Origin of the sequence: Streptomyces telluris, from assembly GCF_024519335.1 — a bacterium.
Taxonomy (GTDB): domain Bacteria; phylum Actinomycetota; class Actinomycetes; order Streptomycetales; family Streptomycetaceae; genus Streptomyces; species Streptomyces telluris.
Window position 1 is genome coordinate 1 of the sequence record NZ_JANIID010000003.1, and the last position, 22,858, is coordinate 22,858.

Genomic DNA, 22,858 nt, shown 5'->3' on the forward strand with positions numbered 1-22,858 from the left:
CCTGCAGATTCACTTCGCTTACGCCGAGCGCTCCAGGCTCTCCCTCTCCACCGCCCCCAGCAGCGGCTCACCCCTCACCCACCGCCCGGCCTCCTCCACCGCATACGTCCCCAGCCGTCTCCCCTCACTCCCCTGAGCGCCGGCGATATGGGGCGTCACCAGCACGTTCGGCAGCCGGAACAGCGTGTGCCCCTTTTTCAGCGGCTCCGGGTCCGTGACGTCGAGCCAGGCGCTCAACCGTCCCGACCTGCACTCCCGTTCCAGGCTTTCGGTGTCGACGATCGACCCCCGTGCCGTGTTGATGACCGTGCCGCCGTCCGGGATGAGGGCCAGGTGTTCCGCGTCCAGCAGGCGGTACGTGTCCGGCGTCCCGGGAGCGTGGACCGTCACGATGTCGGAGGCGCGGCAGAGGTCGGCCAGGCGGTCCACCCGTTCCGTCCCCAGCCGTGCGGCTTCCTCGTCCGTCGCATACGGGTCGTAGAGCAGCACCCGGTATCCGGCGGTGGCGGCCCGTAGGCCTGCGATCACCCGTCGGCCGATGCGGGAAGCACCGAGGACACCGACGGTCCGGCCGTCGCCGCCCTGGCGGTCGCGGAAGGCCGGCAGACGGCCGCCGTCGGCGTATGCGGCGGCCGCGGACAAGGCGCCCTTCGCCGCGAGTCCGATGGCCGCCAGGGTGAAGTCGGCGACCGGCCCCGCATTGGCCTCCGCCGCCGAGGAGACGACGATCCGCCGTTCCCACACCGCCTCGGTCACCAGTTGCTTGACTGAGCCCGCCGCGTGGATGACGGCCCTCAGCCGCGATGCAGTCTCAAGGACGGCCTTCGTCAGCGGCGGGCACCCCCACCCGGTGACGAGGATGTCGACGCCGCCCAGGCCGACCGGGCCCGCGAGGAGCCCGAGCCCGTCGTCCACCGGAATCGCCCGGACCTCACGTCCCGTCAACTCGCCCAGCCTCGCGCGGAGATCAGGCGGCATGACGACCGGCAGTTCGTCCGCTCCCATGACCACCGCGACCCCGGCCGTCCCACACGCCCGTTCATCCGTCATGCGCACCCCTCTGCCCGTCCGTCAGAGAGCGAAAACACATTGCTCGTCCCGTCCGCCCGGGGTGACGATCAAAGGATGGAGCACATCATCAGGCCTGTGCAGGCGGGCGATTGGGAGAAGTCCAAGGAACTGCGGCTGACGGCGCTCTTGGACCCCATGGCGCACATCGCTTTCCTCGACACCTACGACAAGGCCGTCGAGCAGCCCGACAGTTATTGGCAGGAGCGGGCGCGGGCGAGCTCCGAGGCGTGCCGCGTCACCACGTTCGTGGCGGAGGCGCCCGACGGGACCTGGGACGGCACGGTCACCGTCCTCGTCGAGGACCCGGAGGCGGAGGAAGGCACCGTCTTCGGCGGCGCTCCTTCCGTAGCGCAGACGCACATCGTCGGGGTCTTCGTCCGGCCCGAGCGGCGCGGGGCCGGCCTCATCCAGGCGCTCTTCGACGCCGCCGTCGAGTGGTCCTGGGCCCTGTCCCGGCCGCGCGTCGAGCGCATACGCCTCTTCGTCCACGAGGACAACGCCCGCGCCATGACGGTCTACCGCAAGGCCGGCTTCGAGCCCACCGGCATCACCATCCCCATGCAGGGCGACCCCGAGGCCAAGGAGTACGAGCTCGCGCTCGTTCGTCCCGCCGCTGGATGAAGCCCCGCACCTGATGAAGTCCTGCACCGGCCTCCGCTCCCGAATCCGGTCCCGACTCCGCAGCCGTATCCGTATCCGATTCCGGGTCCGTAGCCCCTGGGCCGTGGACGCCCTGATCACGGCCGTGGTGCAGGCCGCCGTGACCATCCCCTTCGTCGTGCCCCGCTCGGCGGACGTGCCGCCCGCCACCTGGGCGTTCTACGGGATGACCACGCTGTCCGTGCTGCCGCTCCTGTGGCGCAGCCGGGCGCCCCTGACGTGCCTGCTGGCGATCACTATGGCGGGGTTGGCCTATCTGCCCATGGACGGGCCGGGGCAGCCCATGCCGTACAGCCCGCTGGTGGCCATCTTCACGGTGGCCGCGCAGGCGGGGGTGCGGCAGCGGCGGGTGACGGTCGGGATCGGGCTGCCGGTCGTGGCCGTCGCGGTGGCCCTGCGGACCAATACGGCCCGCGAGTACCTCTTCGCCTTCTTCCTCTTCTCCATGGTGTACGCGCTCGGCGTGCTGGCGCGTACCCGGCAGGCGTACACCGAGGCCGTCGAGGCGCGCGCCGCGGAGCTGGAGCGGGCGCGGGTCGTGGAGGCTGAGCGGGCCGCCGAGCGGGAACGGGCGCGGATCGCCCGCGAGATGCACGACATCCTGTCGCACGCCGTCAGCCTGATGGTGGTGCAGGCGGAGGCCGGGCCCCTGGTCGTACGGTCGGATCCCGACCGGGCGGAGGCGGCGTTCGACGCGATCGCCGGGGCCGGGCGGGACGCGATGGTGCAGCTGCGGCGCATGCTCGGCGTGCTGAAGGAGGAACCGGGAGGCCCGAGGGAGCTGGTTCCCCAGCCCACCCTGGACGGTCTCGACTCCCTGGTCGGGGAGGTCCGGCGGGCGGGTCTGTCCGTGGTCCTGCTGACGGAAGGGGATCCGCAGCCGCTCGCCGCCGACGCGCAGGTCACCGTCTACCGCGTGGTGCAGGAGGCGCTGACGAACGTCCTCAAGCACTCCGACGCACGCTCGGTGTCCGTACGCCTCGCCTGGGATGCTGTCGATCGGCAGGGGCGGCTGGCCGTCACCGTGACGGACGACGGCACGGGCGTCCTCAGGCCGGGTGGCGCGGGCAGCGGAAGGGGCCTGATCGGCATCCGGGAACGGGCCGCCGCGCACGGTGGCACCGCCTCGGCCGGGCCCGGTCCGGACGGCCGCGGCTTCCGTGTTTGCCTGGAGCTGCCCGTCATGATCTCCTCGCCTGCGGAGGTGGGGCCGGCGTGACGATCCGTGTGGTGGTGGCGGACGACCAGGAGCTGGTGCGCAGCGGCTTCGCGATGATCCTGTCCGCCCAGCCGGACATCGAGGTCGTGGCGGAGGCCGGTGACGGGGCCGAGGCCGTGGCGGCCGTGCAGCGGCACGCGCCCGACGTCGTCCTCCTCGACATCCGCATGCCGCGCATGGACGGCATCGAGGCGGCCCGCACGATCTGCGCGGAGACCGCCTGCCGGGCCGTCATGCTCACCACCTTCGACCAGGACGACTACGTCTACGAGGCGCTGCACGCGGGAGCCAGCGGGTTCTTGCTCAAGGACGTGCGGCGCGACGACCTCGTGCACGCGGTGCGGGTCGTCGTCGCCGGCGACTCCCTGCTCGCGCCGTCCGTGGCCCGCCGCCTGGTCGCGGACTTCACGAGCCGCGGGCAGGCCGTCACGGCCGGGCCGGAGCTGGGGGCGCTGACCGCGCGCGAGCGCGAGACGCTGCTCCTCCTCGGGCGCGGGCTGTCGAACGCGGAGATCGCGGCCGAGCTGGTGGTCAGCGAGCACACGGTGAAGACCCACGTCAGCAACGTGCTGTCGAAGCTCGGGCTGCGGGACCGGATCCAGGCGGTGATCTGTGCGTACGAGAGCGGGCTGATCGCTCCCGGCGGCTGACCGCGCGCCGCCGCAGGGCCCGTTCCGCTTCCTCGTCCCCTTCCTTTTTCTCATTCCCTCTCCCCCTTCCCTCCCTCGTACGACGGAGGCGGGCGGTGCCGAATACCCCTCGCTTCGGCGATCCGCCGACCTGCGCCGCTCACGAGGATGGACTCCGTCGTAGAGATCCGGCGCTGCAGCGATGCAGCAGTCCTCAGGGGGAAACCACCGTGCGCCGAAACCGAATTACCGTCCTCGCCGCGACCGTCGTCGTCCTGGGAGTGACCGCGGCCGGGCCCGCCGCGGCAGCCGTCACCAGTGGAGCCGCCCCGGCTTCCGCGGCCGCCCCGGCCTCCACAACCGCCCGCACCGCCGCGCTCACCAAGGCCGCTGCCCTCCAGAAGGCGATCGACGGGCTGCCGGCCGCCGACGCCACTGCCGCGCAGGTCCGCTACAGGGGCGAGGACCTGCGCTGGAGCGGGGCGGCGGGCCGGGCCGACCTGTGTACGCACCGGCCGGTCAAGGGCGACGAGCGCTTCCGCGCGGGCAGCATCACCAAGACCTTCACGGCGGCCGTCGCGCTCCAGCTCGTCCACGAGGAGAAGCTGGACCTCGACGGCACGGTGCAGCACTACCTGCCCGGCCTGCTGCCCGCCCACTACCCGGACGTCAAGGTCCGGCAGCTGCTCGACTACACGAGCGGCCTGCCGGGCGGGGACACCCGCGAGGCGCCGAAGAGCCCCGGCTGGGACAAGGGCCGCTACACCACCTGGGACCACCGCGCGCTCGTCCAGGCCGGCTTCGGCAAGCCGATGGAGTTCACCCCCGGCACCCGGCAGCACTACTCCAACATCGGCTACAACGTGCTGGGGCTGCTGATCGAGAAGGTCACGGGCCGGACGTACGAGCAGGAGCTGCGGGCGCGGGTGATCGACCGCGCCGGGCTCAAGGACACCTACAGCCCCGGCGCGGACCCCCGCATCAAGGGTCGTCACACGCACGGCTACGAGGCGATCAAGGACGCGGACGGCGGCACCCGGCTCGTGGACACGACCGAGTGGGACCAGTCCGAGACGTGGGCCTCCGGCGACCTCATCACGACGACGGCCGACCTGGAGCGCTTCACCTCCGCCCTCTTCGCCGGGCGCGTCGTGCCGCAGCAGGAGCTGAAGCTGATGTTCACCGTGCCCGACGTGCCCACGTACGGGAGCTCAAGGCCGGCCGCGTACTCCAGCGGCCTCACGCGCATCCAGCTCGTCAAGGACGGCCCGGTCTACTGGGGCAAGTCCGGGAGCCGTTACGGGTACCTCAGCGGCTTCGGGGCCACGCAGGACGGGACGCGGTCGCTGGTCTACTCGGTGAACTCCACCGATGCGAAGGGGGACGCCGCGACGGCCCCGGACTCGCGCATCGGCCGGATCATCATGGCGGGCCTCGGCGAGCCCTCGGCCCAGGCCCAGCCCTCGGCCTAGCCCGCGCCTCGGCCTGGCCTGCGCCTCGGCCTGGCCTGCGCCTCGGCCTGGCCCGTGCCTCGGGCTCCGCCCGCTGCCCGCCTACTTCGTGATCAGCCTGCCTCGTACGACCACCGCGGCGATCCGGCGGACGGCCGTGATGTCGCGCAGCGGATCCGCGTCCAGGACGACGAGGTCCGCCGCCCGGCCCGGCTCGACCGTGCCGGTTTCGTCCGCGAGGCCCAGGGCCCGTGCGGGCCCGGCCGTGGCCGCACGGAGCGCCTCCGCGGCGCCGAGGCCCGCCCCGGCCAGCTGCTCCATCTCCTCGTGGAGGCCGTCCGCGTGCGTACCGCCGGCGAGGACCGGCACTCCGCGGCGGTGCAGCTCCGCGACCAGGTGGAGGCGGTGGGCACGGATCCCGCGGAGGTACGGGGAGTCGGTTTCCCCTTCCTCCAGGGAGTGGTGGGCGGTGAGGGACGGGGCGACCCAGGTGCCGTTGGCGGCCAGGTGGTCGAAGAGGCGGTCCGCGCGGTCGGGGTAGTAGGACCGTACGGCCGTCCACTCCAGGCGCCGGATCTGCCGGAGCCAATCGCGGTACCGGCCGGGGTGGGCGTTGCGGCGTGCGGAATGCCCGGCGGCCCCGGCGCCGATGCGCGCGAGGCCCATGCGCGCGAGGCCTATGCGCGCGAGGCCGTGCCGGATCTCCTCGTCCCGGGTGGAGGCGGCCAGCAGGAGCGCGTAGAGGTGCTCGACGATCCGCTGCCCGGCGTCGGACGCCTCCGCGAGCGGCACCGCGTCCGGGCAGTGGCCCCCGTACGGGATGCGGCGGATGCGAGCCTCCTCGGCCAGGGCGCGATACGCCGGCCGCGACAGCCGCGGGTGCACCCCTACGAAGGCCGCGCCGCCGGCCACGGCCCTGCGCACCGCCCGGCGGGCCGCCGCCTCGTCGCGCGCTTCGACGGATCCCGGCCACAGGGCGGGCAAGCCGTCGACGGAAGGGCTGCCGGGCCCGGCGACGGTCGTCACCCCGGACAGCCGTGCCGCAGCCTCCCCTGAAGGGTCGTCCGTTCCGGCGCCGCTGCCGGACACGCGCAGCGCGATCAGGCCCGGGACGACGTACTTGCCGTCGAGGTCCACCACGCGGGCGTCCGGGGGCTCCGGGACCTCCGCGGTCGGGCCGACCAGCTCGATCCGGCCGTCGCGGACGAGGACCGTCATGCCGGGGCGGGGCGGCTGGGCGCCGGGGGCCGCGATCAGCGTCGCGTGGGTGAGCGCGAGGGGGCGAGCCGGGGCGCCGTGCGGTGTCGCCGCGCGGGCTTGCTGCTGCTCCGTGCCGCCGAGGGCGAGCGCGCCGCCGAACGCGGCCGTACCGCCGGCTGCGGCCACGCCGCCCAGGAACCGGCGCCTGCCGGGGACCCACGCCCCTGCGTCCTCCGGCCCCTCCGCCCTCTCACGTTCCTTCGGTCCCCCCGGCTCCTTCGGTCTCTCCGGCATCCGTCCGCCTCCCGGCCGGCTAGCCGACGAGGGCGCGGTGCGGCCACCGCGCCCTGGCCTGCTCCTCGGAGCGCATGAGCGCGAACGTCGGCAGACCCTGGGCCGTGCCCTCCGCGACGAGATCCGGGAGGGCGGGCGCGGGCGCCACGGCGGCCACGTCATCCAGCACCAGGGTCAGTGGTGGGTCGAGGCGACCGGCAGATGACCGTCCGGCCATGCCCCGGCCGCGCTCGACCACGCTTGAGACGAGTGCGGTCAGCAGGGGCATCGCACCCGGGCGGGTGCGGGGATCCTCAATCGCCTCACCCACCACGTACAGGGTTCCCCCCTCGGCGACAAATGATTCCCATGCCAGGGAATCGGCCCGATGCGGATTGCAGGCATCGCGGACGTGGACGGACGACAGTGCGCCGAGCGCACGTGCCGTCAGCTCCTGCGCGACCTCGCGCCGCTGGGGGTGCCCGGTGAGCGCAGACTCCAGCTCGCCGGCCGCGCCGCCCGCCGCCTTGACGTGCGTCCGCAGGATCCGCACGGGCTCGTGCGCCGCCGTGCCCTGTGCCCAGCGCAGCACCTGGCGGAACGGCCGGCCGTCCACGGCGGCGGCGTGCAGCCAGCAGCGCAGCAGGGTCTCCGCGGCGTCCGCGGTGGCCGAGTCGAGGGCACTGAGCGGGCGTACGGGCGCGAGCAGCGCGGCCGCGCGGGCGGCCGCGGTCTCGCGGGCCGTGCAGCCCGCGACGGGGGACCAGCGCAGGCGGTCCGGGGTGTCGAGGAGATGGCTCGGGTCGAAGACGTGCACGGGGCCGAGCTTGGCGCGGGAGTCCTTCGTGCCGGACCACAGCCCGGGGTCGCTGGTGGTGACCAGGACGGGCCCCTCGGCCTCCAGCACGGCCCGTGCGGCGAGGTCGCCGCGGTCGGCGCCGTAGAAGACGCCGGGGGCGAGGGGGCCGGAGGTGAGAGGGCCGGCCGCGGGCGCGCCGACCGGGTCCGTGGACCGGGCCGAGCGTGGGGCAGGCACGGCGACGGGAACGGGAGCGGGGCTGGGGGCGGGGGCGGGGGCGGGGTTGGGAATCGGGGTCGGGCCGGGCGCCGCAGCCGATACCGAACCGGCCCCCTGCTCCGTCCCCGAACCGGCCATCGGCCCGGTCGCCGGCCCGGTCGCCGAAGCGGCCGCCGATCCGGCCGCCGGGGCACCCTCCTGGCCGGCCACCGCGCCCGGCGCCGCGCCCGGTGCCGGGACCGAAACCTCACCGGAAGCCGCGCCCGGCGCCGTACGAGGACTCTCCACCAGGGCCAAGGCGTCCGCCCGCCGTCGCGCCCGTACCGCCTTCCACCGCGCCACCGTCCCCACGACGAAGATGCCGAGGACGACGAGCACGAGGAGTTCGCCGATCAGGAGGCCCCAGAAGAGGCCGTAGCCGGAGAGGCTGTCCGCCGGGGTGTCCGGCCAGGCGGCCGGGAGGTCGCGCGGCTGTGTCACCAGGTGCCGCAGGGCCAGGGGCGTACGGGTGAGGGTGACCGCCTCCGGCCAGGCGCCGTGGGCGAAGAGGGCGGCCAGGCCCGTCGTCGCCCACACCAGCAGCGTCATGCTCAGCAGCAGCACGATGACCGCCATCAGCAGCCCGTCCGGGATGCCGCGTTCCGGTCGTCCTTCGCCCATGGATCCTGCCCCCCGCCTCTGCCCCCGCCCCGCCGTCGCCTCAGGCCACCGTCGACTCGGACGATGCCGACGAGGAGCCGTACGGCCCGCCCGCCGACTCCGCCTCCAGGGCCGCCGCCGCGCGCTCGGCGGCCGCGGCCTCCGCCGCGAGCTCGCGCGCGAAGTCGCCGTCCTCGGTCATGGCCCGGTCGGTGTAGACGAGCGGGCGTTCGACGTCGGTGACGAGGTGCTTGACGACCTGGACGTTGCCGTTGACGTCCCAGACGGCGATGCCCGGGGTGAGCGTGGGAATGATCTCGACGGCCCAGCGGGGCAGGCCGAGCACCCGGCCCGTGGCGCGGGCCTCGTCGGCCTTCTGGGCGTAGATGGTGCGCGTGGAGGCCATCTTCAGGATCGCCGCGGCCTCGCGGGCGGCCGCGCCGTCGACGACGTCGGACAGGTGGTGGACCACCGCCACGAACGACAGGCCGAGTCGGCGGCCGAACTTCAGCAGCCGCTGGAAGAGCTGGGCCACGAACGGGGAGTTGATGATGTGCCAGGCCTCCTCGACCAGGAAGATCCGTTTCTTCCGGTCGGGCCTGATCCAGGTGTGCTCCAGCCAGACGCCCACGATCGCCATCAGGATGGGCATGGCGATGGAGTTGCGGTCGATGTGGGAGAGGTCGAAGACGATCAGCGGGGCGTCGAGGTCGATGCCGGCCGTCGTCGGCCCGTCGAACATGCCCCGCAGGTCACCGTCCACCAGCCGGTCCAGCACCAGGGCGACGTCCAGGCCCCAGGCACGGACGTCGTCTATGTCGACGTTCATCGTCTCCGCGGACTCGGCCTCCGGGTGCCGCAGCTGCTCCACGATGTCGGTCAGCACCGGCTGCCGGTCGAGGATCGTCTCGTTCACGTGCGCGTGGGCGACCTTGAGGGCGAAGCCGGAGCGCTCGTCGAGCCCGCGGCCCATCGCGACCTCGATGATCGTGCGCAGCAGGGCGAGCTGCCCGGTCGTGGTGATCGACGGGTCGAGCGGGTTGAGCCGGATGCCGCCTTCGCGGGCCGCCATCGGGTCCAGCCGGACGGGCGTTATCCCCAGCTCCTGGGCGATCAGGTTCCACTCGCCGACGCCGTCCTCGCCCTGGGCGTCGAGGACGACGACCTGCCGGTCGCGGAAGCGCAGCTGGCGCAGGACGTAGGTCTTCTCCAGGGCCGACTTGCCGTTGCCGGACTCGCCGAGGACGAGCCAGTGCGGCGCGGGCAGCTGCTGGCCGTAGAGCTGGAAGGGGTCGTAGATGTAGCCCTTGCCGGAGTAGACCTCGCGCCCGATGACCACGCCGGAGTCGCCGAGGCCGGGGGCGGCGGTCGGCAGGTAGACGGCCTGCGCCTGGCCGGTGGAGGTCCGTACGGGCAGCCGCGTGGTCTCCACCTTCCCGAAGAGGAAGCTGGTGAACGCGTCGGTCAGTGAGGCGAGCGGGTCGAGCACGGCACAGCCCCTATCGTCGGATGCCGGTCGCGAACGGCAGGGTGTTGACGAAGGCCCGGTGGTGCTCGCGGTCGCACCACTCCAGCTTCAGGTAGCTCTTGCCGGCCGAGGCTCTTATGGTCCGCTTGTCGCGTGCGAGCGCCTCCGGCGAGCGCGACGACACCGTGATGTACCCGACGAGGTTGACGCCGGCCGCGCCGCTGGCCAGGTCCTCGCCGCGCTGGTCGACGCGGGAGTGGTGGGCGACGTCGCGCGGGTCGACGACGCGGTTCATCTTGGCGGCGCGGGAGGCGTCGGCGTCGTCGTTGGTCTTCTCCGTCAGCATGCGCTCGATGGCGACGTCGGTCGGCTCCAGGTCCATGCAGACCGCGACCGTGCGGATCACGTCCGGGGTGTGGACGAGCAGGGGCGCGAGGAAGTTGACGCCCACCGGCGTCATGGGCCACTCCTTCACCCATGCGGTGGAATGACACCAGGGTGCGCGCGTTGACGACTCGCGGGTCTTGGCCTGGAGGTAGGTGGGCTCCATGGCGTCCAGCTCGGCGGGCCAGGCGTTGCGCTGGGTCATGGCCTGGATGTGGTCGATGGGGTGGTCCGGGTCGTACATGGAGTGCACGAGGGACGACAGCCGGCTCTGGCCGAGGGGCTGGCGCACCCGGATGTCGGCCTCGGCGAGCCGGGCGCAGATGTCCGTCAGCTCGCGCGCCATGACCACGGCGAGGCCGCCGTCGCGGTCCAGGCGCCGCTTGCCGCCGTCGTGGCGCGAGGCGCGCGCGATGGCGTTGGCCTCGGCGGCCAGCTCGCGGGTGTAGTGCATGCAGGCGACGAGGTAGGCGCGGTGCTGCTCGGAGGAGGTCGACACCATCGACTGCAGTTGGTCGTAGGAGTCCTTGAGCCACTTCGGGGAGTTGACGTCGCCGCGGCGCTCGACGTCCTTGGCGTGGGCGTCCGGGTCGGCGGGGAGGGTTCGGGCGAGCATCTGGATGCGCGTCACATAGCCGTCGCCGTTGGCCACGTGCTTGAGGAGCGTGCCGAACCGGTCGACCAGCGCCTCCTGGTCCTCGGAGTCGCGCAGGCCCACGCCGGGGCCCTCGATCTCGATCGCCGCGGTGACCGTGCGCCGGTCGGCGTGCAGCAGCACCGCGATCTCGTCGGGGCCGAAGGGCGCCGCGAGCCAGTTGATCCGCCCGATGCCCGGGGGCGGGCCGACCTCGATCTCGCGGCCGTCCATGCGCGTGCCCGCCTCGATGGCGGCGGACCGGTAGGCGGTGCCGCGGCGCAGGGTGCGCTTGAACGAGCGGTTGATCTCAAACCATTTGTAGAACGTGCGGCCCTTGTACGGGACGTACACGGCGGCCAGCGCCAGCATCGGGAACCCGGTGAGCGTGACGATCCGCAGCGGCAGGACGGGCACCAGCAGGCCGCACATCATGCCGAGGAAGGCCCCGGCGATGATCAGCGCGATCTCCCCGGTCTCCCGGTTCTTGCCGACGACCGCGTTCGGACGCGCGCGGCCGATCAGATACGTACGGCGGGCCGCGACCGGCTGGGACTGGGCCTGGATCGTCAACTCCGCTCACCTCCTGGCGTATTGCTGTGATTCTGCGCACGCGGCGCGCGGGCGGCGGAATTGTTGCTTCCGTTGCCCCTGTTGTCGCCGGTGCGGGCGGGGGGCCGGGTGCTGTGGGCGGCGACGCCGCCCGCCACGGAGTCGGCCGGCCGGGGCTGGTGGCCGTTGCCGCCGGAGCCGCCCGAGCCGCGGGCGCTGTGGGTCGTGATGCCCTGCTTGACCAGGGCCGCGGGCGAGGAGATCACGGCGGCGGCCTGCCGGGACGCCGCGTCCTTGCTCGCGCTGCGGGTGCTGGCGATCTCGTCGCCGAAGCCGGGTACGAAGCGGTAGATCATCGCACTGGCGAAGATGGCCAGGATGATGATCGCGAGGCCGGAGACCACGGCCGAGAAGGAGTTCGGCCCCTTGCCGGAGGACAGGGCTCCGGCGAGACCCAGCACGACCACGATGATCGGCTTCACCAGGATCACCGCGATCATGATGCCCGCCCAGCGGCGGACGTGCCCCCACATGTTCTTGTCGACGAGCCCCGCGTAGACGGCGGTGCCCAGCAGCGCGCCCACGTAGAGCAGGGCGGCGCGGATCACGAGCTCCAGCCAGAGGACGCCTGCGGCGAGCACCGACACCAAGGACACCACGATCAGCATGATCGGGCCGCCGCCGATGCCCTCGCCCTTCTTCAGGGCGTCCGCGAACGTGCCGAAGAAGGCGTCGTTGTTCGCGTTCGTGCCGGTGGCGATGACCTCCGTGACGCCGTCGGTGGCGGACACGAGCGTGTAGAGGATGAGCGGGGTGAACGCCGACGCCAGCACGGTGAGCCAGAGGAATCCGACGGCCTCCGTGAACGCCTCCGTGAACGGCACGCCGCGCACGGCACGCTTGGCCACGGCCAGCAGCCAGAGGACGAGCGTGAGCACGGTGGAGGCGGCGAAGACCACGGCGTACTGCCGCAGGAAGGTGGCGTTGGTGAAGTCCACGTTCCCAGTGGCCTCGACGGCGCCGGACAGCTTCTTGACGATCCAGGAGGCGGCGTCGGCGCAGCCCTTCGCCAGGGAGGCGAGGGGGTCGAGGGCGGTTTGGGGGTCGGGGGCGGACGGAGCCTTGTTTTCGCCCTGGCAGATGCTCCTTGCCGGACCGCGGATGAGCTCGCAGTCGGCGTTGCTGCCTTGGCTGGGGCTGGACGACGGAGCGGGTGAGGTCGACGGCGACGGAGGAGGGGTGGGGGCTGCTACGGCACGCGAGGCCAGCGCCGTCACCGCCACTTGGGCAGAGACGAGCATCGCCGTCAGGGAGAGCGCGCGATGGCGGCTACCTGGCATAAGTGAACCCTCCGAACCCTTGTACGGCTTCCGACATCTCCTTGGCCGTGGAAGCGGCCTGGTCGCGGCCCACCGGGGCCGGGCCGTCCTTCTGAGCGAAGTCGGTGACCTTCCAGTCGCCGTCCGTCCACTTCAGTTCGAAGGTGTTGGTGTACCAGCTCTCGGCGACCGGGTTCGTCGAGCTCTCGCCGGCGATACCGAAGAGGGCGGAGTACCAGACGGCTACGCTCGCCGTATCGCCTTCGTACTTGACGGTCTTGGTGCCTACAGGATTCGTGCGGGACACGAACGTCATGCCCTTGGGAGCGTTGCCGTCGGCGTCGAGCCCGATCTTCTTGAGGAAGCCTTCGTCGGAGTAGACCTTGTCGAGGTCACCCTGCCTGGCTGCGGCCACCGCCGGGGCGTACACGGCGCTCACGATCTCGCGACGGGAGTCCCGCCGGAACATCCCGTCCCCCCCGAGCGCCACCGCGAAGTTCGCCGCCGCCGACTGCGCCCCTTGCTCCGTGCGGGCGAAACCGGAAGCGATGCCCCCGTTCTTCCCCCCCACCGGCTTCACGCCCGACGGAGCCGTCGCCTCCGCGCTGACCTTGTCGCCGCTCTTCTCCGCGTCGTCCGAGTCGGACCCGCCGCCTCTGTTGGCGAAGGCGATGGCCGCGATGAGCAGGACCACGACGCCCACGACCGTGATCATGTTCCGGCTGGAGAACCCCGCGCGGCCGCCACGGCCCCCGCCGCGGCCCCGGCGCGGGCCGTACGGATCGCCCTCGCCCTCCGGCAGCCGGGTGCGGGTCAGGCCGTGGTCCTTGTCGTCGTAACCGTCCTCGCCGAGACTCATTGCGCGCACGTCCCCTCATACGTCGTCGCCGCAGTGGCACCCGCATATGACGGTAGCGGCGGGAGGGGAATCCCGGGGGAGGGGGACGAAGGGGTGTGAGGGGGCATCAGGTGGCAGCCTCGGGTGCGGGGGGATTCGGGGACGAGAGGGTCTGCGCGGGGACGATGCGCGAGGGGGCAGGTGGCAGGGGACGGGCCCCGGCCGGGAAGGGGGTGCCGGGCGCGTGACGCCCGTGCGCCCCCGTGCTCAGACGGCCATGCCGTAGACGATGGTGAAGAGGGTGCCGAGCGAGCCGATGATGAAGACGCCGGTCAGTCCGGCGACGATCAGACCCTTGCCCTGCTCGGCGCTGAAGGTGTCGCGCAGGGCGGTCGCGCCGATCCGCTGCTTCGCCGCGCCCCAGATCGCGATGGCGAGGCAGAGCAGGATCGCCACGGCCATGATGACCTCGATCATCACGCGAGCCTCGTTGCCCAGGCTACCGAACGGCCCCCAGTTCGGGGCGATTCCGCCAATAATGGTGTTGATGTCGCCCTTGCCGGCCGCCAAAAACATGTGTAACTCACCGCCCCTAATGGGTTGTTGTCATCGCTCTCACCGCTGGGTAAAGGTCAGGACCTATCTTTGCCGAAGATCCCGCCCCAGCATGTCGACTTGGCGGCATTTCTTGGCGGAACTCGTACGCATGCTCCCCGTAGGCCCCTGACCTGCGGCGCAAGGCGATGTCAGTGGGTACTCCTAAGGTGACTCTGTGTATCACGGGTGTCGGCGGCGGGCAATCATCGGTGAAACAGGGGGGCGTGGGGATGTTCGGACGACTGTGTGTTCGGTCGGTACGCTGTCCCGAGCGCCGCCCGGGTGCCGACAGCGCCTCGGGGCCGTCGGGCCGGCTCGCGCGCTACGGGGGCATCGAGATCAAGGGTGGTACGGGTGCTGGTTGCCGATCGCTACCGGCTGGAGGAACTGCTCGGCCGCGGTGGCATGGGCGAAGTCTGGCAGGCTCAGGACGAGGTGCTGGGCCGTCAGGTCGCCGTGAAGCTGCTGCTGGGCGACGACGGCGACGAGTCCGCCGCCTCCCGCTTCCGGCTGGAGGCGCAGACCGCCGCGCGCCTGAATCATCCTCAGGTCGTCGCCGTCTACGACTTCGGGTCCTGGGACGGGCGCTTCTATCTGGTGATGGAGCTGGTCAGGGGTCCCAGCCTGGCTCAGGAGCTGTCCTCGCGCGGCCCGCTCGCGCCGCGCCGCGTGGCCCGCATCGCCGCGCAGTCCGCGGCGGGCCTGGCCGCGGCGCACCGCCAGGGCGTCGTCCACCGGGACATCAAGCCCGGCAATCTGATGCTCGACGCCGACGACACCCTGAAGATCGGCGATTTCGGCATCGCCCGCTTCGTGGACGAGACGTCCGCCGCGTTGACGCGGGTCGGCCAGATCGTCGGCACGAGCACCTACCTCGCCCCGGAGCGGGCCCTGGGCAAGGTCGCCGGTCCCGCCTCGGACGTCTACGCCCTGGGCTGTGTGATCTACCAGCTGCTGGCGGGCCAGCCGCCCTTCTGGGCGGACAGCCCCACCGCGCTGCTCTACCTCCATGTGGACACCCCGCCCGTGCCGCCCCGTCAGCACCGGGCGGACCTGCCGCCCGCCTTCGAGGCGTACCTGCTGCGGATGCTCGCCAAGAAGCCGGAGGACCGGCCGTCGGCGCAGGAGGTGGCGGACTGGTTCGCCGGGCCGTCGTGGGAGGAGCCGCCACGGCCCGCACGGACGCCGATGCCGGCCCCGGTGTCGTCGCCCCTGGCCGCGGCCGGGCCCGGTGCGGTGAGCGCGCCGCCCCGGCCCTCGGTCCAGCCTGCCGTGGCACGCGGCGCGGCCGTGCCCCCGTCGCACGGCGCCCCGCCTCACGGTGCTCCGTCCTACAGCGCCCCGCCCCACGCCTTTCCGGCGCCTGCCCCGGTGCCGGCCCCTGCGCCCGCCGCTCCGGCGCCGGGCCGCCGCCGGAGCGCCGGCGGCGGCAGGAGACCCCAGGGCGCGGGCCCGGGCCTGGGCCCGGGCATACGGGCCTCCCAGGGCGCACGCGGCATACGCAGCCCCAAGGTGCTGCTCAGTGCCGTGGCGGGCGTCGTGGCGTTCCTGGTGGCGGCTTTGATCGGCGCGTCCGTGTTCGGCGGCTCGGGCGGCGAGACGGGCTCGCAGCGGCCCGAGGCGCAGCCGTCGGAGTCGGCGGAGCGGGCGCCGGGCGGGAGTGCCGAAGCGCCGAAGGTCGTGCCGGCCGAGGCGGTTCCGCCGTCGGTCCGGCCGTCGCCGTCCGGCTCCCGCAAGCCGAAGAAGGACCGCAAGAAGTCCTCGGACAGCAAAGACAGCAGGGACAGCAAAGACGGCAGGGACAGCAAGGACGGCAGGGACGCCGACGAGGACGACGACTGAGCGTGGTCGCCCCGCCGTCGGCATCACCCTCCGGCGGCCCGTCTCACTCCCCGGCGGCGTCCTCCACGAAGTGGTCGAACTCCCCGGCCCTGACCCCCAGGACGAAGGCGTCCCACTTGGCCGCGGTGGTGGTCACCACGGTCTCGGGTTCGGTGTTCGTCCGCAGGTGGACGTCGCCGTCGTCACCGAAGGCGATCTCCAGGTACTCGGTCTCGTCGCCCTCGGTCACCGGAATCCAGTTGAGCTCCGCCATGGGCCCTCCTCGGCACTCCCGTGTCACTCCCGTCACGTCCTCACGGTAGCGCTTCCCCCGTGACCGGGCCGGATCTGGACGCTCGTTGACGGATCGATAGAAATTGCGGATACGCATCGGGTCGTTGGGGGAGGATTGCGGGGTGCGGAAGCTCTGGGTGGGCATGGGTGTGGGCATCGGGATGTGCCTGTGTTTCATCGGGCTGCTCGTGATCGGCGTGTACAGCGCCGCGTCGAACCTGCTCGGAGGCGGCGGAGGAGGCGGCTCCGTGGGGCTGGCCAAGGGCGCCGTGCCGGATCAGTACCAGACCCTCGTGCAGAAGTGGGGCAACCTCTGCCCCGCGCTCAACCCGGCGATCCTGGCCGCCCAGATCTATTCGGAGAGCGGCTGGAACCCCAAGGCCGTGAGTCCGGCGGACGCGCGCGGGATAGCCCAGTTCATCCCGGGCACCTGGGACGCCCACGCCATCGACGCCAACCGCGACGGCAAGAAGGACATCTGGGATCCGCAGGACGCCATCCCGTCGGCGGCCGTCTACGACTGCGAGCTCTCGAAGTACGTCAAGGACGTCCCCGGCGACCTCGCGGACAACATGCTCGCGTCGTACAACGCCGGTTCGTACGCGGTGATCCGGCACCGCGGGATCCCGCCCTACCAGGAGACGCAGGGGTACGTCCGTTCCATCCGCACGCTGGAGAAGAGCTTCGCCCGGCCCGTCGGCAGGGTCGCGCCCTCGCAGCAGGCCGCCGGAGCGATCTACTACGCGCAGGAGAAGCTCGGCACCCCGTATCTGTGGGGCGGCGACGGCACGACCGAGGACAACGGCCGGTTCGACTGCTCGGGCCTGACCAAGGCGGCGTACGAATCGGTGGGCATCACCCTGCCGCGCGTCGCCAACGACCAGTGGAACGCGGGCCCGCACCCCAAGCGGAACGAGCTGCTCCCGGGCGACCTCGTGTTCTTCGCCAATGACTTGAAGGACCCGCGCTCCATTCACCACGTGGGGATCTACGTGGGCGGCGGCCAGATGATCAACGCCCCTTACACGGGGGCCGTGATCCGCTTCGACAAGATCGACATGCCGGACTACATCGGGGCGACCCGGGTCACTCAGGATGGCGCGAAAGCATTGCCCGCGGCCAACGCCGCATGAACGCCCCAGGACGAACTGCGACGATGGGTCACCCTTCCATAACGTCCTGGTGATCATTGGGAGAAGAGTGGAACGCCCGGCCGGAGTGGGGCGTTCCATGGGAGTGGGAAAGCAGCGCCACTGGGCGGGGGCTACAGCGACGCACGGACCACGGGGGTCGGCAGCTGGACGTAGCGACAGGCGACAGATAAGGGGCCACGGCACATGGCTGGACTCGCGATGGGGTACCCCATGACGGAGGCCAGGGGCGGGTCGAACCCCGACACCAGCACGCTGTACGACATCAACGGCCTCGCCAAGGGCGCCCCCGGCTGGCTCGACCGCACGATGGAGTTCATCGGCGAGTACGGGATCATCCTGGGCCTGGCCGTCCTCATGTTCTTCGCCTGGTGGAGCCTGCGCCGCCGGCAGGACGCGCCGGCCGCCGTCGCGGCGCTGCTGTGGGCGCCGCTCGCCGCCGGCATCGCCCTCCTCGTCAACATCCCGATCCGCGGCTTCGTGAAGCGGCCCCGGCCCTTCCTGGACCACCCGGGCCTGGAGGTGCTGGTCAAGGGCAAGACCGACTACTCCTTCGTCAGCGACCACGCGACGCTGACGATGGCGATCGGCGTGGCCCTCTTCGTCGCCAACCGCAAGTACGGCCTGATCGGAATCGGCCTGGCCGTCCTCGAGGGCTTCTGCCGCGTCTACATGGGCGTGCACTACCCGACGGACGTGATCGGCGGCCTCGCCCTGGGCACGGCCGTCGCGCTCCTCCTGGCGCCGCTGGCGATGATGCTGCTGACCCCGCTCACGCGCGCGGTCGCGCGGACGCGTGCGGCCTGGCTCGTCCGCTCGGACCGCCCGCTCGCGCCGCCCCTCGCGGCGGCGGAGGCCCCGGTCGCCGGAACCGCCGACGCCGAGCGGGGCGTGCCCCGGCACCGGGACAACGACCTGGCGGCGTAGGCCTGCGAGGCGGGGGGGAGCCAGGGGCTCCCCCCGCCTTTTCGCGGGCCTCACAGTGCCTGTGGGAAGGCGAACAGCCGGTTCGGGTCGTACTGGTGCTTGAGCTTGGTCAGGCGGCCCTCCGCGCCGCCGTAGTACGCCTTGCGCCAGTCCTTCAGGCCCGCGTCCGCGTAGTTCTGGTACGCGGCCCCCGAGGCGTGGCGGCGCATCGCGGCGTGGGTGCCGTCCAGCCATGACGCCTGGCTGCTGCCGGAGCCGCCCGCGGCCCAGTGGGACAGGTACTGGGCGAGGAAGCGCGAGCGGCGGTGGACGAAGGCCGTGGCCAGGGGCTGGACGCGGTTGACGGCACCGCCCAGCGCCGTCAGCTGGACCGAGACGCCGCCGCTGCCGCCCCCTCGGCCGAAACGTTCCACCTGGCCGGTGAGGGCCTGTATGCCCGCCGCGTTCAGCGAGCGGTCGTAGAAGTCGGAGCGTGCCCCGTACGTCTCGCGCTGCAGGGTGCCGGCCGTGTCGCGGCCGGGCGTGCGGCCCGGCAGATGGCACTGCGCCCGGGACCTGTCGGAGCAGCCCGCGTAGGCGCGCACCATGTCGAGGTGGGCGCGGCGGCGCAGCCGGACGCCGTTGGACGCGCCGCCGACCTTGCTCACCAGCAGGTCGAGGGCGTTCTCCAGGTCGCCGTGGGTGCCGAGGGAGTACGCGGAGACGGAGACGCGCGGGGAGCCGCCCGCGGCGGCCGACAGGTCGCAGGAGGACCAGATCTCGTCGGGCCGGCTCGGCCCCCACTCCTGCCAGGCGCGGATCACGTCGGCGGCCCGCGACCAGGGCCAGGAGACGTAGCCGGTGACGCCGTCGGCCGCCGCGCGGGTGCGGAAGCGGAGTTCGGTGACCACGCCGAAGTTGCCGTTGCCGGCGCCGCGCAGGGCCCAGAAGAGGTCTGCGTTGCGCTCGGCGTCGCAATCGAGGACCTTGCCGTCGGCGGTGACGAGGGTGGCGCCGGTGAGGCTGTCGCAGGTCAGGCCGTGGGCGCGGGAGGTGACGCCGTGTCCGCCGCCGAGGGCGAGGCCGGAGATGCCGACCGTCGGGCAGGAGCCGGAGGGGAGGGTGGCGCCCTGCCCGGCCAGCACGGTCTGGACGTCGATGAGCTTGGCGCCCGCGCCGATCACGGCGGTCCGGGAGTCCGGGGTGCGGACGGACTTCAGCCGGGAGACGTCGACGACGAGCCGGTCGGTGCCGCTGGACCAGCCGGCGTAGCTGTGACCGCCGCTGCGTATGGATATGAGGGTGCTGTGGCGGCGGGCGAAGGCGAGGCACTCGCGGACGTCCTGGACGTTCGCCACGTAGGCGATCCCCGCCGGGCGCAGGCCGTCGAAGCGGGTGTTGTAGAGCTGCCGGGCCGCGGCGTAGTCGGCGTCGCCGGGGCGGACGAGGCTGCCGGAGAGGCCCTTGCCGAGGGCGGTCCAGTCGGCGGCCGCCGGATCGGGGCGCGGTGCGGCGGGGACGGCCCGGCCCGAGGTGACCATGCGGCCGGGGCGCTCCTGGCCGCGGCTGTCGGTGCAGGAGGCCGCCCAGGTGCCGGCGGCGGCCAGCCCCGCCCCGGCGGCGAGCAGCTGCCGCCTGCCGAAGAACCCGTGCGCACCGCCCGCCCGTGCGCCCTTGTCCGCGTTCGTGCCTGCGCTCGCGCCTATGCCCTGTGCGCCCGCACTCGTCCCGTTTTCGTCAACAGTCATGCCCGCCCCCGTCACCCGATGTGCTGCCGGTTTTCCCCCGCCGTCCGGACAGATGGCGCGGGGGCAGGGGTGGTTCCGCCTACCCGGGCGGGACGGGATCAGGCGTCGTGGAGGCGGGCCGCTCAGGCCGCGCCGGCGTCCGCCTCGTGGGCCGTGGCGTCGTCGCGGGCCAGGGAACGGGCGCGGCGGGCGGGGCCGCGCCAGCCGCACGTACAGCGGGCCGAGCAGAAGGATCCCTGCTCGCTGGTGCTCGTGAAGTGGTCCGCGGAGGGCTCCACGGATGCGCGGTCGGACACGTGACCACGCTACCGGGCCGTGACGGCGGCGCCCACGCCGTCGTTGGCAGTAACGGGTTCCACAGCGGGTCGGTGGCAGGGGGCTGGCAAGGCATGGTGGCGCGGAGAGAGAGAAGCGGCGGAGAACGACGCGGGAGACGGGGACGCGCCAGGGGCGCGGCCGTCGGCCGCGCGGTGGCGGCCGGCCTCGCCCTGGGCCTCCTGATGTCCGGCTGCACGCTGCACGGCCCGGCCGCCCGCGAGGCCCCCGAGCTGCACGACAGCCTGAAGAGCCTGAGCGGCCAGGCCCGGCAGGCGGGTGACGGCGCCGACCCCGGGCAGGCGCGCGCCGCGGTGCGCGGCGCCGCGCGCACGCTGGCCCGGGAGGGCCGGGCGCTGGTGCGCACCTCCATGGAGACGGTCAGCGGCGGCACGCGGCTGACCATCCACGGCTCCGGCGGGTACGACTTCACGCGGCCCGCCGGGCGGCTGACGGTGCTGGTGCCCGAGGACGCGGCGGGCGCGGCCGAGCACCGCCCGATCACGGAGGTGTTCTCCCCAGGCGAGCTCTTCATGAAGAACCGCGGCGCCGGGGTCCCGGCCGACAAGTGGGTGCGGCTCGACACGGCCTCGCTCGCCGACGGGAACCTCCTGACCAGCGGCGCCACCGACCCGCTCGCCGCGGCCGAACTGCTGGGCGGCGCCCGCGAGGTGACGTACATGCGGGACGAGCGGGTCGGCGGGGTCCGGGTGCGGCACTACTGGGGCACCATCGACCTGGGCCGGGCGGCGCACTTCGCCCCGGCGCGCGACCGGGCGCCGCTGGCCACGGCGGCCAAAGGTTTCTCCAGCGGCACGGTGGCCTTCGACGCCTATCTGGACGAGCAGGGCAGGCCGCGCCGGCTGCGGCACCGCTTCAGCGTGGAGGGCACGGGTCCGTCGGCGCCGCCGGCCCCTATGACGGTGGTGTCGACGGTCGAGTTGTACGACTTCGGCGCCGATGTGGCCGTGGACCTACCCGAGGCCGCCGATATCTATGCGGGGAAGGTCGGATCGCCGCGGAATTGACGCGGCAGGGCGTAGTTGGCCATGGAAATGGTCCTTCTGTGCCATGCGCGCCATGTGTACCGATCACTACGCTGGTAAGGCGAGGAAACCTCGAAAGACCCAGACCCGAGCGAAAGACCCGAGGAGGTGAATCACGTGGTTTCGCGACGCGGTTCGTCGGGCGGGCCGGATCCCGTGGCCCTCATCGAGATCGATCTCTACGGTGATTTGATGATCGCCGCGTCCAGTGCGGATGAGGATCGGCTGAGCGCCGATCGTATCGACGAGGTTTTGCGGGTCGTTCCCGCAGGGGGCAAGCGCGAGGACTGACCGCCCGGGGCGGTCCGGTGCCGCGGCGCGGTCCCTCGGTGCAGTGCTCCGGTGTCCCGCCGGGCTCCGGCGGGACACCGGAGCCGCTCAGGTCCGCAGCAGGCGCGCGATCGCCGCGCTGGCCTCCGCGACCTTGGCGTCGATCTCGTCCCCGCCCTTGACCGCGGCCTGGGCGACGCAGTGCCGCAGGTGCTCCTGCAGGAGCTGCAGGGCGAAGGACTGCAGCGCCTTCGTGCCGGCCGACACCTGGGTGAGTATGTCGATGCAGTAGACGTCTTCCTCGACCATGCGCTGGAGGCCGCGGATCTGGCCCTCGATCCGGCGCAGGCGCTTGAGGTGCTGGTCCTTCTGATGGCTGTAGCCGTGCGGGCCGGAGTGCTCTCCGGCGGGGGCCTCGGCGTGGCAGGCCGCGGCCGTGCCCGTCACCGGTGCGTCGTCGCCGCCGGCCGGGGGGGCTTCCGTGGTCGTCATGGCGTCCGTCCTCCTGCCGTCCGGCGGGCCCGCGGCCCGGGATTCGCCCTTGCTGCCGGGCATACCCCACTCGTATACCCCCAGCGGGTATAGGGTACAGAATTTTGCCCGCTGCGGCGGTACCTGGCTTCATGAGCACTCTGCCCGATGGGCGACACTGAGGGAATGCCAGTTAGCTGTGACTGGGTGATGCGCCTAGCATCAACGAGACCGAATCCGTTGCACCCCGAGGATCCCACGTGCGCTTTCGTCTGACCCCCAGGGAGACGAGCTTCTACGACATGTTCGCCGCCTCCGCGGACAACATCGTCACGGGCTCCAAGCTCCTGATGGAACTGCTCGGAGCGGATACGTCCGCCCGGGCCGAGATCGCCGAGCGGATGCGCGCAGCGGAGCACGCGGGTGACGATGCGACGCACGCGATCTTCCACCAGCTGAACTCTTCGTTCATCACGCCGTTCGACCGCGAGGACATCTACGCCCTCGCCGGCTCGCTCGACGACATCATGGACTTCATGGAGGAGGCCGTCGACCTGGTCGTCCTGTACCAGATCGAGGAACTCCCCAAGGGCGTCGAGCAGCAGATCGAGGTCCTCGCGCGGGCCGCGGAGCTGACCGCCGAGGCCATGCCGAACCTGCGCACCATGACCAATCTCACGGAGTACTGGATCGAGGTGAACCGTCTGGAGAACCAGGCGGACCAGATCCACCGCAAGCTCCTGGCCCAGCTCTTCAACGGCAAGTACGACGCCATCGAGGTGCTGAAGCTCAAGCAGATCGTGGATGTGCTGGAAGAGGCGGCGGACGCGTTCGAGCACGTCGCCAACACGGTCGAGACCATCGCGGTCAAGGAGTCCTGACCC

General features: G+C 72.4%; 22 protein-coding genes. 10 read left to right on the forward strand and 12 right to left on the reverse strand.

Translation table 11 applies throughout. The annotated features are described in order from the left end of the window. Positions 1-18: 18 nt before the first annotated feature. Positions 19-1,050, reverse strand: coding sequence for a hydroxyacid dehydrogenase (locus tag NQU55_RS04240; protein WP_240976685.1), 1,032 nt, complete (start codon positions 1,048-1,050; stop codon positions 19-21). 75 nt (positions 1,051-1,125) lie between these two features. Here NQU55_RS04240 and NQU55_RS04245 point away from each other — a divergent pair, with 75 nt between their 5' ends. The 4 genes from NQU55_RS04245 to NQU55_RS04260 all read left to right on the forward strand — a co-directional run bounded on the left by NQU55_RS04245 (position 1,126) and on the right by NQU55_RS04260 (position 5,051). Beyond that, entirely contained in the window at positions 1,126-1,692 is a 567-nt protein-coding gene (locus NQU55_RS04245; protein WP_168094597.1) for a GNAT family N-acetyltransferase, read from the forward strand. A 13-nt stretch (positions 1,693-1,705) separates the two neighbouring features. Further along, positions 1,706-2,950, forward strand: coding sequence for a sensor histidine kinase (locus tag NQU55_RS04250; RefSeq protein ID WP_168094598.1), 1,245 nt, complete (start codon positions 1,706-1,708; stop codon positions 2,948-2,950). Beyond that, the gene (locus NQU55_RS04255) at positions 2,947-3,600 is read left to right on the forward strand and encodes a response regulator (protein WP_168094599.1); all 654 of its coding nucleotides are present in this window, start codon (positions 2,947-2,949) and stop codon (positions 3,598-3,600) included. The genes NQU55_RS04250 and NQU55_RS04255 overlap by 4 nt, the downstream gene beginning before the upstream one ends. A gap of 209 nt (positions 3,601-3,809) precedes the next feature. After that, the gene (locus NQU55_RS04260; RefSeq protein ID WP_168094600.1) at positions 3,810-5,051 is read left to right on the forward strand and encodes a serine hydrolase domain-containing protein; all 1,242 of its coding nucleotides are present in this window, start codon (positions 3,810-3,812) and stop codon (positions 5,049-5,051) included. 81 nt (positions 5,052-5,132) lie between these two features. On the opposite strand, the gene NQU55_RS36745 is transcribed toward NQU55_RS04260, so the two are convergent. From NQU55_RS36745 to NQU55_RS04295, 7 genes are all read right to left on the reverse strand, one after another. Continuing rightward, positions 5,133-6,416, reverse strand: coding sequence for an amidohydrolase family protein (locus NQU55_RS36745; RefSeq protein ID WP_168094601.1), 1,284 nt, complete (start codon positions 6,414-6,416; stop codon positions 5,133-5,135). A 127-nt stretch (positions 6,417-6,543) separates the two neighbouring features. Beyond that, a complete protein-coding gene (locus NQU55_RS04270) occupies positions 6,544-8,181 on the reverse strand; it encodes a type VI secretion protein (RefSeq protein WP_168094602.1) in 1,638 nt (545 codons plus the stop codon). A 40-nt stretch (positions 8,182-8,221) separates the two neighbouring features. Continuing rightward, positions 8,222-9,649 carry an ATP-binding protein gene (locus NQU55_RS04275; protein WP_256789769.1) on the reverse strand — a complete coding sequence of 476 codons (1,428 nt, stop codon included), beginning with the start codon at positions 9,647-9,649 and terminating at the stop codon, positions 8,222-8,224. Between the two features lie 10 nt (positions 9,650-9,659). Continuing rightward, positions 9,660-11,213 carry an SCO6880 family protein gene (locus tag NQU55_RS04280; protein ID WP_058047063.1) on the reverse strand — a complete coding sequence of 518 codons (1,554 nt, stop codon included), beginning with the start codon at positions 11,211-11,213 and terminating at the stop codon, positions 9,660-9,662. Between the two features lie 2 nt (positions 11,214-11,215). Then, entirely contained in the window at positions 11,216-12,538 is a 1,323-nt protein-coding gene (locus NQU55_RS04285) for a hypothetical protein (protein WP_168092834.1), read from the reverse strand. After that, positions 12,528-13,376: a DUF8175 domain-containg protein gene (locus tag NQU55_RS04290; protein ID WP_168092836.1), complete on the reverse strand. Its 849-nt coding sequence runs from the start codon at positions 13,374-13,376 to the stop codon at positions 12,528-12,530. The genes NQU55_RS04285 and NQU55_RS04290 overlap by 11 nt, the downstream gene beginning before the upstream one ends. Positions 13,377-13,622: 246 nt before the next feature. Further along, positions 13,623-13,931 carry a DUF8827 family protein gene (locus NQU55_RS04295; protein WP_030367101.1) on the reverse strand — a complete coding sequence of 103 codons (309 nt, stop codon included), beginning with the start codon at positions 13,929-13,931 and terminating at the stop codon, positions 13,623-13,625. A 375-nt stretch (positions 13,932-14,306) separates the two neighbouring features. Between NQU55_RS04295 and NQU55_RS04300 the strand changes: the two genes are divergently transcribed. Further along, entirely contained in the window at positions 14,307-15,794 is a 1,488-nt protein-coding gene (locus NQU55_RS04300) for a serine/threonine-protein kinase (protein WP_168092833.1), read from the forward strand. 43 nt (positions 15,795-15,837) lie between these two features. Here NQU55_RS04300 and NQU55_RS04305 read toward each other — a convergent pair whose 3' ends face one another. Next, a complete protein-coding gene (locus NQU55_RS04305; RefSeq protein ID WP_168092832.1) occupies positions 15,838-16,047 on the reverse strand; it encodes a DUF397 domain-containing protein in 210 nt (69 codons plus the stop codon). 142 nt (positions 16,048-16,189) lie between these two features. Here NQU55_RS04305 and NQU55_RS04310 point away from each other — a divergent pair, with 142 nt between their 5' ends. Together NQU55_RS04310 and NQU55_RS04315 are read left to right on the forward strand one after the other, a co-directional pair. Beyond that, positions 16,190-17,200: a C40 family peptidase gene (locus NQU55_RS04310; RefSeq protein ID WP_308402196.1), complete on the forward strand. Its 1,011-nt coding sequence runs from the start codon at positions 16,190-16,192 to the stop codon at positions 17,198-17,200. Between the two features lie 204 nt (positions 17,201-17,404). Further along, positions 17,405-18,145: a phosphatase PAP2 family protein gene (locus NQU55_RS04315; protein ID WP_168092830.1), complete on the forward strand. Its 741-nt coding sequence runs from the start codon at positions 17,405-17,407 to the stop codon at positions 18,143-18,145. 50 nt (positions 18,146-18,195) lie between these two features. Here the strand turns inward: NQU55_RS04315 and NQU55_RS04320 are convergent, their stop codons facing one another. Together NQU55_RS04320 and NQU55_RS04325 are read right to left on the reverse strand one after the other, a co-directional pair. Then, positions 18,196-19,872: an FAD-binding oxidoreductase gene (locus NQU55_RS04320; RefSeq protein ID WP_168092829.1), complete on the reverse strand. Its 1,677-nt coding sequence runs from the start codon at positions 19,870-19,872 to the stop codon at positions 18,196-18,198. Between the two features lie 122 nt (positions 19,873-19,994). Next, a complete protein-coding gene (locus NQU55_RS04325) occupies positions 19,995-20,168 on the reverse strand; it encodes a hypothetical protein (RefSeq protein WP_168092828.1) in 174 nt (57 codons plus the stop codon). Between the two features lie 93 nt (positions 20,169-20,261). Between NQU55_RS04325 and NQU55_RS04330 the strand changes: the two genes are divergently transcribed. Together NQU55_RS04330 and NQU55_RS04335 are read left to right on the forward strand one after the other, a co-directional pair. Then, positions 20,262-21,215: an SCO4651 family lipoprotein gene (locus NQU55_RS04330; RefSeq protein ID WP_168092827.1), complete on the forward strand. Its 954-nt coding sequence runs from the start codon at positions 20,262-20,264 to the stop codon at positions 21,213-21,215. 135 nt (positions 21,216-21,350) lie between these two features. Then, complete coding sequence (locus NQU55_RS04335; protein ID WP_168092826.1) at positions 21,351-21,524, forward strand: hypothetical protein; 174 nt, start codon at positions 21,351-21,353, stop codon at positions 21,522-21,524. A gap of 87 nt (positions 21,525-21,611) precedes the next feature. Here the strand turns inward: NQU55_RS04335 and NQU55_RS04340 are convergent, their stop codons facing one another. Then, the gene (locus tag NQU55_RS04340) at positions 21,612-21,995 is read right to left on the reverse strand and encodes a metal-sensitive transcriptional regulator (protein WP_168092835.1); all 384 of its coding nucleotides are present in this window, start codon (positions 21,993-21,995) and stop codon (positions 21,612-21,614) included. A 239-nt stretch (positions 21,996-22,234) separates the two neighbouring features. Between NQU55_RS04340 and NQU55_RS04345 the strand changes: the two genes are divergently transcribed. Then, on the forward strand, positions 22,235-22,855 hold the full coding sequence (locus tag NQU55_RS04345; RefSeq protein ID WP_106674591.1) for a DUF47 domain-containing protein: 621 nt from the start codon (positions 22,235-22,237) through the stop codon (positions 22,853-22,855). Positions 22,856-22,858: the final 3 nt, after the last annotated feature.

Coding starts and splice junctions, on each gene's coding strand:
- NQU55_RS04240 (WP_240976685.1), bottom strand. CDS start 1,050: ATGACGGATGAACGGGCGTGTGGGACGGCCGGGGTCGCGGTGGTCATG.
- NQU55_RS04305 (WP_168092832.1), bottom strand. CDS start 16,047: ATGGCGGAGCTCAACTGGATTCCGGTGACCGAGGGCGACGAGACCGAG.
- NQU55_RS04330 (WP_168092827.1), top strand. CDS start 20,262: ATGGTGGCGCGGAGAGAGAGAAGCGGCGGAGAACGACGCGGGAGACGG.
- NQU55_RS04295 (WP_030367101.1), bottom strand. CDS start 13,931: ATGTTTTTGGCGGCCGGCAAGGGCGACATCAACACCATTATTGGCGGA.
- NQU55_RS04290 (WP_168092836.1), bottom strand. CDS start 13,376: ATGAGTCTCGGCGAGGACGGTTACGACGACAAGGACCACGGCCTGACC.
- NQU55_RS04285 (WP_168092834.1), bottom strand. CDS start 12,538: ATGCCAGGTAGCCGCCATCGCGCGCTCTCCCTGACGGCGATGCTCGTC.
- NQU55_RS04315 (WP_168092830.1), top strand. CDS start 17,405: ATGGCTGGACTCGCGATGGGGTACCCCATGACGGAGGCCAGGGGCGGG.
- NQU55_RS04250 (WP_168094598.1), top strand. CDS start 1,706: ATGAAGTCCTGCACCGGCCTCCGCTCCCGAATCCGGTCCCGACTCCGC.
- NQU55_RS04320 (WP_168092829.1), bottom strand. CDS start 19,872: ATGACTGTTGACGAAAACGGGACGAGTGCGGGCGCACAGGGCATAGGC.
- NQU55_RS04270 (WP_168094602.1), bottom strand. CDS start 8,181: ATGGGCGAAGGACGACCGGAACGCGGCATCCCGGACGGGCTGCTGATG.
- NQU55_RS04245 (WP_168094597.1), top strand. CDS start 1,126: ATGGAGCACATCATCAGGCCTGTGCAGGCGGGCGATTGGGAGAAGTCC.
- NQU55_RS04340 (WP_168092835.1), bottom strand. CDS start 21,995: ATGACGACCACGGAAGCCCCCCCGGCCGGCGGCGACGACGCACCGGTG.